This is a genomic window from Thiobacillus sp. 65-1402 (genome assembly GCF_001897685.1).
GTDB lineage: Bacteria > Pseudomonadota > Gammaproteobacteria > Burkholderiales > Thiobacillaceae > Thiobacillus.
Genome location: NZ_MKUG01000116.1, coordinates 1 through 8162, shown reverse-complemented (window position 1 = coordinate 8162; position 8162 = coordinate 1). Strand labels below are relative to the sequence as shown.

At 65.5% G+C, this 8162-nt stretch carries 9 protein-coding genes; 6 read left to right on the top strand and 3 right to left on the bottom strand.

Features of this window, described 5'->3' with window-relative positions:
* From BGO62_RS09565 to BGO62_RS09545, 5 genes are all read left to right on the top strand, one after another.
* Window positions 1–875: RsmB/NOP family class I SAM-dependent RNA methyltransferase (locus BGO62_RS09565; protein WP_296641747.1), on the top strand; the 875-nt coding region annotated here is incomplete at its 5' end.
* A gap of 61 nt (window positions 876–936) precedes the next feature.
* Complete coding sequence (locus tag BGO62_RS09560) at window positions 937–2751, top strand: long-chain fatty acid--CoA ligase (protein ID WP_296641745.1); 1815 nt, start codon at window positions 937–939, stop codon at window positions 2749–2751.
* Between the two features lie 26 nt (window positions 2752–2777).
* Window positions 2778–4004, top strand: a complete 1227-nt coding sequence (locus BGO62_RS09555) for an outer membrane protein transport protein (RefSeq protein ID WP_296641743.1) — start codon at window positions 2778–2780, stop codon at window positions 4002–4004.
* A gap of 7 nt (window positions 4005–4011) precedes the next feature.
* Window positions 4012–5313 carry a mechanosensitive ion channel domain-containing protein gene (locus tag BGO62_RS09550; protein WP_296641740.1) on the top strand — a complete coding sequence of 434 codons (1302 nt, stop codon included), beginning with the start codon at window positions 4012–4014 and terminating at the stop codon, window positions 5311–5313.
* 61 nt (window positions 5314–5374) lie between these two features.
* Window positions 5375–6547 carry a fatty acid desaturase gene (locus tag BGO62_RS09545; protein WP_296641738.1) on the top strand — a complete coding sequence of 391 codons (1173 nt, stop codon included), beginning with the start codon at window positions 5375–5377 and terminating at the stop codon, window positions 6545–6547.
* Window positions 6548–6662: 115 nt separating this feature from the next.
* Here BGO62_RS09545 and rpmG read toward each other — a convergent pair whose 3' ends face one another.
* The 3 genes from rpmG to radC form a co-directional block, all read right to left on the bottom strand.
* Window positions 6663–6830, bottom strand: coding sequence for a 50S ribosomal protein L33 (gene rpmG, locus BGO62_RS09540; protein WP_011313102.1), 168 nt, complete (start codon window positions 6828–6830; stop codon window positions 6663–6665).
* Between the two features lie 11 nt (window positions 6831–6841).
* A complete protein-coding gene (rpmB, locus tag BGO62_RS09535) occupies window positions 6842–7078 on the bottom strand; it encodes a 50S ribosomal protein L28 (protein WP_011313101.1) in 237 nt (78 codons plus the stop codon).
* A gap of 109 nt (window positions 7079–7187) precedes the next feature.
* On the bottom strand, window positions 7188–7862 hold the full coding sequence (radC, locus tag BGO62_RS09530; protein ID WP_296641725.1) for a DNA repair protein RadC: 675 nt from the start codon (window positions 7860–7862) through the stop codon (window positions 7188–7190).
* Window positions 7863–7896: 34 nt separating this feature from the next.
* Between radC and BGO62_RS09525 the strand changes: the two genes are divergently transcribed.
* A partial coding sequence (locus tag BGO62_RS09525; RefSeq protein WP_296641724.1) for a flavoprotein occupies window positions 7897–8162 on the top strand: 266 nt, incomplete at its 3' end.

The following is an 8162-nucleotide window of genomic DNA, read 5'->3' as shown; positions in this document are numbered from 1 at the left end:
TGCAGCCGGCGATGAGCGACGCCGACATCCTGGCGCTCGGCCGCGCCCTGCAGCAGCCGGCGCCGCTCGACGTGCGGGTCAACGCGCACAAGGCCAGCCGCGACGCGGTGCTGGCGCAGTTGCAGGCGGAAGGCCTGGCGGTCGAGGCGACGCCGTATTCACCGTGGGGCCTCCGCTTCAAGGATCATCCGGCGATCAACCGCCATCCGCTGTTTCTCGACGGCAGCTTGGAAGTGCAGGACGAGGGCAGCCAGCTGCTGGCCCTGCTGCTCGGCGCGCGGCGCGGCGAGATGGTGTGCGATTTCTGTGCCGGCGCCGGCGGCAAGACGCTCGCCATCGGCGCGATGATGGCGTCGAGCGGGCGGCTGTATGCGTTCGACGTGGCGGAAAAGCGGCTCGCCAACCTGAAGCCGCGGCTGGCGCGCTCGGGGCTGTCCAACGTGATGCCGCAGCTGATCGCCTCGGAGAACGACACCCGGGTGAAGCGGCTGGCGGGCAAGCTCGACCGCGTGCTGGTCGATGCGCCGTGTTCGGGGCTGGGCACGCTGCGGCGCAACCCCGACCTGAAGTTCCGCCAGTCGCCCGAGTCCGTGGCGGAGCTGACGCAGAAGCAGGCATCCATCCTGCGCGCGGCGGCGAAGCTGCTGAAACCCGGCGGCCGCCTGGTCTACGCGACCTGCAGCCTGCTGCCGGCGGAGAACGAAGCCATCGTCGACGGCGCGCTGGCGCAGGGCGGCTTCAGCCTGCTGCCGGTGAACGAACTGCTGGCGCAGAACAAGATCGGCCTCGATACCGGCGCCATGCTGAAACTGTCGCCGGCGGTGCACGGGACGGATGGCTTTTTCGCCGCCGTGCTGGTCAAGGCAGGCGGCTGACCCGGCATGGCCTTGCAGTTATCAATGCGGCCTTTCCCCACGGCCGGCTCGACGACCTGAGATGTCGGCCGCGCCATTCCATCCCGATGTCCTCGGCACGCTGTGCGGCTTGTTCCGCGCGCGCGTCGCGGCAACGCCGGAGCAGGTGGCCTACCGCCAGTTCGACGAGGCGCGCGACACCTGGGTGAGTTTCACCTGGGCCCAGGTGGCGGCGCAGGTGGCGCGCTGGCAGGCTGCGCTGGCGAAGGAAGGCCTGGTTCCCGGCGACCGCGTGGCGGTGATGCTGAAAAACAGCGTCGAGTGGGTGATTTTCGACCAGGCCACACTGGCGCTGGGGCTGGTGACCGTGCCCCTGTATCTCGACGACCGCCCGGACAGCGCCGCCTACATCCTCAACCATGCCGGCGCCAAGCTGCTGCTGGTCGAAGGCAAGTTCCAGCACAGGAAACTGGCTGAAATCGCCGGCTCCACCCCCGCCTTGCAGCGCATCGTCAGCCTGGCCGCGCCGGACAACGGGCTGGCGAACTGGAGCACGCGTTTCGTGGTGGCGGCCGACTGGCTGGCCGCGGCGGCCGCCATGCCGGTGCCCGAGCGCCATCCGGACGCCGGGATGCTGGCCAGCATCGTCTACACCTCGGGCACCACCGGGCGCCCCAAGGGGGTGATGCTGACGCACGACAATCTGCTGTGGAACGCATTTTATGCGTCGCAATGCGCGGATTTCGGGGCGCACGAGGTGTTCCTGTCCTTTCTGCCGATGTCGCACACGCTGGAGCGTACCGGCGGCTATTACCTGCCGATGCTGATCGGCGCCGAGGTCGCCTATGCGCGCTCGATCGCCCAGCTGGCGCAGGACCTGCAGGACATCCGCCCCACCGTGCTGATCTCGGTGCCGCGCATCTACGAACGGGTGTACGGACGCATCCAGGACGGGCTGGCGAAGAAAGGCCGCTTCGCCGGGATGTTGTTCAAGCTGGCGGTGCGGGTCGGCTGGCGGCGGTTCGAGCGCGCCCAGGGACGGGCCGGCTGGCATCCCGGGCTGCTGCTGTGGCCGCTGCTGCACAAGCTGGTGGCGCGCAAGGTCGTCGCCAGGCTGGGCGGCCGGCTGAGACTGGCGATTTCCGGCGGCGCCGCTCTCTCGCCCGAGATCGCGCGCGTTTTCATCGGGCTGGGCGTGCCGATTTATCAGGGCTACGGACTGACCGAAACCAGCCCGGTGGTGTGCGTCAACCGCCCCGATTCCAACGTTCCGGCCAGCATCGGCGCGCCCCTGCCCGGTATCGAGGTGAAAATCGGCGCCAACGGCGAACTGCTCACGCGCAGCCGCTGCGTGATGCGCGGCTACTGGCAGGACGACGCGGCCACCCGCGCCATGATCGACGCCGACGGCTGGCTGCACAGCGGCGACCAGGCCAGCGTGGACGCCGGCGGCCACTATACGATCGTCGGGCGGCTCAAGGACATCATCGTGCTGAACAACGGCGAGAAGGTGCCGCCCAGCGAGATGGAGGCGGCCATCCTGCTCGACCCCCTGTTCGAGCAGGTGATGATCGTCGGCGAAGGCCGGCCCTACCTGGCCGCGCTGGCCGTGCTCAACGAGGCGCACTGGGCGGATTTCGCCGCCAGCCTCAATGCCGATCCCCGGCATCCCGCCGCCTTGCGCGACCCTCGGGTGGCGAAGGCGCTCGTCCAGCGCGTGGCCCGTCAGCTCGGGCATTTCCCGGGCTACGCCCAGATCCGTCGGGTGTACCCGGAGCTTGAGCCGTGGACGCTGGAAGACGGCCTGCTGACCCCCACCCTCAAGGTCAAACGCAAGCAGGTGCTCGATCGTTACCGCGCGGCGGTCGAGGCGATGTATGCCGATTTCGCGCGCTGACCAACCCTTGTTTGCGGAGACCCCCGATGTCTGCATTGCCCTTTAACCGTGTGACGCTCGGCCTGGCGCTGGCCGGATTCGCAGGGCTGAGCCACGCTGCCGGCTTCGCACTGATCGAGCAGAATGCCAGCGGGCTGGGCAATGCCTATGCCGGCGCCGCCGCCGTGGCCGCGGATGCCAGCACGGTCTATTTCAACCCTGCGGGCATGACGCTGCTGCCGGACCGGCAACTGGTGGTGGCGGGGCACCTGATCAAGCCCAGGGCGGCGTTTTCGGGAACCGTGACGCCGGCGATCGGCGGGGGAAATGGCGGCGATGCCGGCGGCTGGGCGCTGGTGCCGAACGCCTATCTTGCGTACCGCCTGACGCCGGACGTGCATCTGGGACTGGGCCTCAACAGCCCCTTCGGCCTCAAGACCGAATACGATCCCGACTGGATCGGCCGCTTTCAGGCCATCAAATCGGAAGTGAAAACCGTCAATCTCAATCCGTCGATTGCCTACAAGGTCAGCAATGCCTTTTCGGTGGGGGCGGGGCTCAACGTACAGTGGATCGAGGCAACGCTGACCCACCGGCAGCCGCTTGGCGCGCCTCCTGCGCCGGTTACGCTGATGAAAATCAAGGGCGACGATTTCGGCTGGGGCTACAACCTGGGCGCGCTGTGGCAGCTTTCCTCCGCCACCCGCGTCGGCCTGTCCTACCGTTCCGAGGTGAACTTCACGCTCGACGGCACCTCCAGCACGTCCGATCCGGTGGTCGCTTCCCTCAATGGTCCCGTCACGGCGGAAGTCACGCTGCCGGACAGCGTGTCGCTGAGCGTCTTCCACAAGTTGTCCCCCAGGTGGGACTTGCTGGCTGACCTGAGCTGGACCGGCTGGAGCGACTTCGACGAGCTGCCCATCAAGGGTACGGTCAAAAAGACCACCCCCGAGAACTGGCAGGACATCCTGCGCTATTCGCTGGGAGTGACCTGGCACATGAGCGAAAAACTGAGCCTGCGCGGCGGCGTCGCCTACGACGAGGCGCCGGTGTCCGACCTCGACCGGACCGCCCGGATTCCCGATGGCGCCCGCACCTGGATCGCGTTCGGCGGGCAGTACCGGCTCTCGAAACAGAGTGCGCTCGACTTCGGCTACGCCCATCTGTTCGTCAACGCCCCGGGCTTGCGGAGCAGCGACAACGGCACCACGCTCAACGGCGAATACGACAGCCAGGTCGACATCCTGAGCGCACAATACACGCATAGCTTCTGAGGCCGCCTTGAGCAATCCGATTCCCTTCGACAACCTGCTGACGCGCCTCATCGCCGACAGCCAGGACATCGTCCTGTTGTGGCAGCTGGGCGTGCTGGCGGCATGCGCCCTGGCGGCCTGGGGCGCGATGCGGCTGGCCAGGCGCTATTTCGATGCGTCGCTCCCGCTCTGGTCCGCCGGCCGCGCGGGGATGCGCCGCGTCGGCTTCCCGCTGGCGATGCTGCTGGCGGTATTGCTGGGGCGCGATATCGCGCATATCTGGCTGGCCAACACGCATCTGCTGAACCTGGCGGTGCCGCTGCTGCTGGCGCTGGCGGGGGTGCGGCTAGCGGTGTACGCGCTGCGCTATGTGTTCGAGCCGCGCGAATCGCTCAGGCTGTGGGAGCGCACCGCCGCCTGGCTGATCTGGGGTGCGTTCGCGCTGCACATCACCGGCCTCCTGCCGCGCATCCACGCGGCGATGGAAGCGCTGTCGTTCCAGTCGGGCAGCCATCGCTTCTCGCTGTGGCTGCTGGTCCAGGCAGCAGCGGTGGTCGTGGCGGCGGCGATCCTGGCGCTGGCGCTGGCGCGCATCGTCGAAAGCCGCCTGATGGGCGTCACGCAGATGAATCTGTCGCTGCGGATGGCGCTGTCGAAGGCCGCACGCACCGTGTTTCTGATTCTGGCGGTGCTGGTGGCCTTGCCGGCGGTGGGGATCGACCTCACCGTGCTGTCGGTGTTTGGCGGCGCGCTCGGCGTGGGCATCGGTTTCGGCCTGCAAAAAGTCGCCAGCAACTACGTTTCCGGTTTCATCATCCTGCTCGACCGCTCGGTGCGCATCGGCGATCTGGTGACGGTCGACAACAAATACGGCGAAGTCAGCCAGATCAACACACGTTACACGCTGCTGAAAGCGCCCGACGGCACCGAAAGCATCGTTCCCAATGAAACGCTGATCACGCAGACGGTCGTCAACCATTCGCTGTCCAAACCCAATGTACGGGTTGCATTGTCGGTGCAGGTGTCCTACGACAGTGATCTGGAACGGGCCGAGGCGTTGATGCTGGAGGCGGCGCACAGCCAGAGCCGGGTGATTTTCGACGACCCCGGCAGCTTGCCGAGGGTGTATCTGAAAGAATTTGCCGATAATGGCATCCTGCTGGAGCTGGCCGTATGGATACGCGACCCCAGCGAAGGGCAGAACAATCTGCGTTCCGACATCAACTGGGCGATCTGGCGCCTTTTCCGCAAGGCGGGGATCGAAATTCCCTTCCCGCAGCGGGTGGTGCATTGGGCTTCGTCTTCAGGTCCGGACGCGGAAAAGCATTGATTTTAATGTGATTTTTGCGTATATTGGCGGACGATATTGTCCTTTTCATGGAACATGAGTTATGCAACTTGGTTTGATTGACCTGCCCTGGTGGGGTTATGTGCTGGTGGCCCTCGGCCTGACGCACATCACCATTGCTGCGGTCACTATTTTTCTGCACCGTTCGCAGGCGCATCGCGCCGTCGACCTGCACCCCGTCGTCAGCCATTTCTTCCGCTTCTGGCTGTGGCTGACCAGCGGCATGGTGACCAAGGAATGGGTCGCCATCCACCGCAAGCATCACGCCAAATGCGACACCGCCGAAGACCCGCACAGCCCGCAGACCCGGGGTCTCAAGAAAGTGTTCTGGGAAGGCGCCGAGTTGTATCGCGCCGAGGCCAAGGTGACCGAGACGCTGGAAAAATACGGCCACGGCACGCCCGACGACTGGATGGAGCGCAATGTCTACAGCGGTCACTCGGCCGCAGGCATCTGGCTGATGATGGCGCTCAACCTCGTCCTGTTCGGCCCCATCGGCCTGACCATCTGGGCCGTGCAAATGGCGTGGATCCCGATCACCGCTGCCGGCATCATCAATGGCGTGGGCCATTACTGGGGCTATCGCAACTTCGCCTGCGAGGATGCCAGCACCAACATCTTCCCGTGGGGCATCCTCATCGGCGGCGAAGAGCTGCACAACAACCACCACGCCTACGGCAGCTCGGCGCGGCTGTCGAACAAGTGGTACGAATTCGACATCGGCTGGCTGTACATCAAGCTGATGTCCTACGTCGGCTTGGCCACCGTCCGCAAGGTGGCGCCGACGGTGAAATGGCAGCCGGCCAAGCCGCTGTGCGACCTCGACACCCTGCAGGCCATCATCACCCACCGCTACGACGTGATGACCCGCTTCATGAGGAGCGTGCGTGCCGACAGCGCGGCCGAGATCGCCAAGCTGAAAGCCGGCGCGCATCTGCCGCAGAACTGGAACCTCGACAGCTTCCGCCGCTGGCTGCACAAAGAGCCCGCCGAACTCGCCGCGGCCGACAAGACCGAACTGGAGAGCCTGCTGGGCAAGAGTGAGCGCCTGCAAACGGTCTATCGCATGCGTCAGGAGCTGGCCGCCATCTGGGGACGTTCCACTGCCAGCCGCGAGCAGCTGCTGGAGCAGCTGCAGGCCTGGTGCAAGCGTGCCGAAGACAGCGGCATCCAGTCGCTGAAGGATTTCTCGGTGCGCCTGCGCTGCTATGCCTGATGTTTCCGGCAGCCTGCTGCGGGCTGCCCGGGGTAGTCGGGGGCAGCGCCGCCCCGGCTGACAAGCAATAAAAAACCCGCCGAATCGGCGGGTTTTTTATTGCGGGAAACCCGGCTTATTTCAGCTTGGTTTCCTTGTACATCACATGCTTGCGAGCCTTGGGATCGAACTTGCTGATCTCCATCTTCTCGGGCATGGTCTTCTTGTTCTTGGTGGTGGTGTAGAAGTGGCCGGTGCCCGCAGTGGACTCCAGCTTGATTTTTTCGCGTCCGCCTTTAGCCATGAAACTTCTCCTTAAACTGCTTCGCCGCGGGCGCGCAGGTCGGCCAGGACGGATTCGATGCCGTTCTTGTCGATAGTGCGCAGGGCAGCATTGGACAGACGCAGACGAACCCAGCGGTTTTCGCTTTCGACCCAGAACCGGCGGTATTGCAGGTTGGGCAGGAAACGACGCTTGGTTTTATTGTTGGCGTGGGAAACGTTGTTCCCGACCATGGGCTTCTTGCCCGTCACGACACATACGCGAGCCATGATGCTGCTCCAGAAATTGAGGGTTAACCGGTGAGGGCTAACGAAAGGGTTAACCCGAGAACCGCGATTTATACCACAGCTCGCCGACGCGAGGCAAGTTCGACCGGGCTCAGAGATGGCCCGCTTCCATGAACGAAAGCGAGGACGCGCCCGCGACGATGAAGTGGTCGAGCACGCGGATGTCCACCAGCGCCAGCGCATCCGCCAGCTGGCGGGTGAGGCTGCGGTCGGCCTGGCTCGGTTCGGCCACCCCGCTGGGGTGGTTGTGCGCCAGAATCAGGGCCGCGGCGTTATGCGCCAGTGCACGCTTGATGATTTCGCGCGGATAGACGCTGGTCTGCGTCAGCGTGCCGCGAAACAGCTCCTCCACCGCAATCACCCGGTTTTGCGCGTCGAGAAACATGCAGCAGAACACTTCATACTCCCTGGCGCGCAAGATCAGCCGCAGATAGTCGCGCACGGCAGCGGGAGACGTCAGCGCGTCGCCCGCCTGCATGTCCTCGGCGAGGGTGCGCCGCGCCATTTCCATCACTGCCTGCAACAGCGCGTATTTGGCTTCGCCGACGCCGGGCGCAGCGCAGGCCGATTCCTTGTCCGCCCGGCACAGGCCGCCCAACCCGCCGAAGCGCTCGATCAGTTCGCGGCCGAGGTCGACCGCGCTTTTGCCGACCACCCCGGTGCGCAGGAATACCGCGACCAGTTCGGCGTCGCTCAAAGTCGCGGCGCCCTGCCTCAGCAGCTTCTCGCGCGGTCGCGCGTCTTCCGGCCAGTCGCGAATCGCCATCCCCCCGCCCCTCCCGTAGAATGTCGCCATTGTCATGGAAAGCCGCGTGGGAATCGAGAGCGTGTCGCTGGCGCACAAAAAAATCATACTGGGCGTGACGGGGGGCATTGCAGCCTACAAGGCGGCCGAGTTGTGCCGTCTGCTGGCCAAGGCCGGGGCCGATGTGCGCGTGGTGATGAGCGCTGCCGCACAGCGCTTCGTCACCCCGCTGACGTTTCAGGCGCTGTCCGGCAAGCCCGTGCTGACTTCCTTGTGGGATTCGGCGAGCGGCGACGGCATGGAACACATCCACCTGTCGCG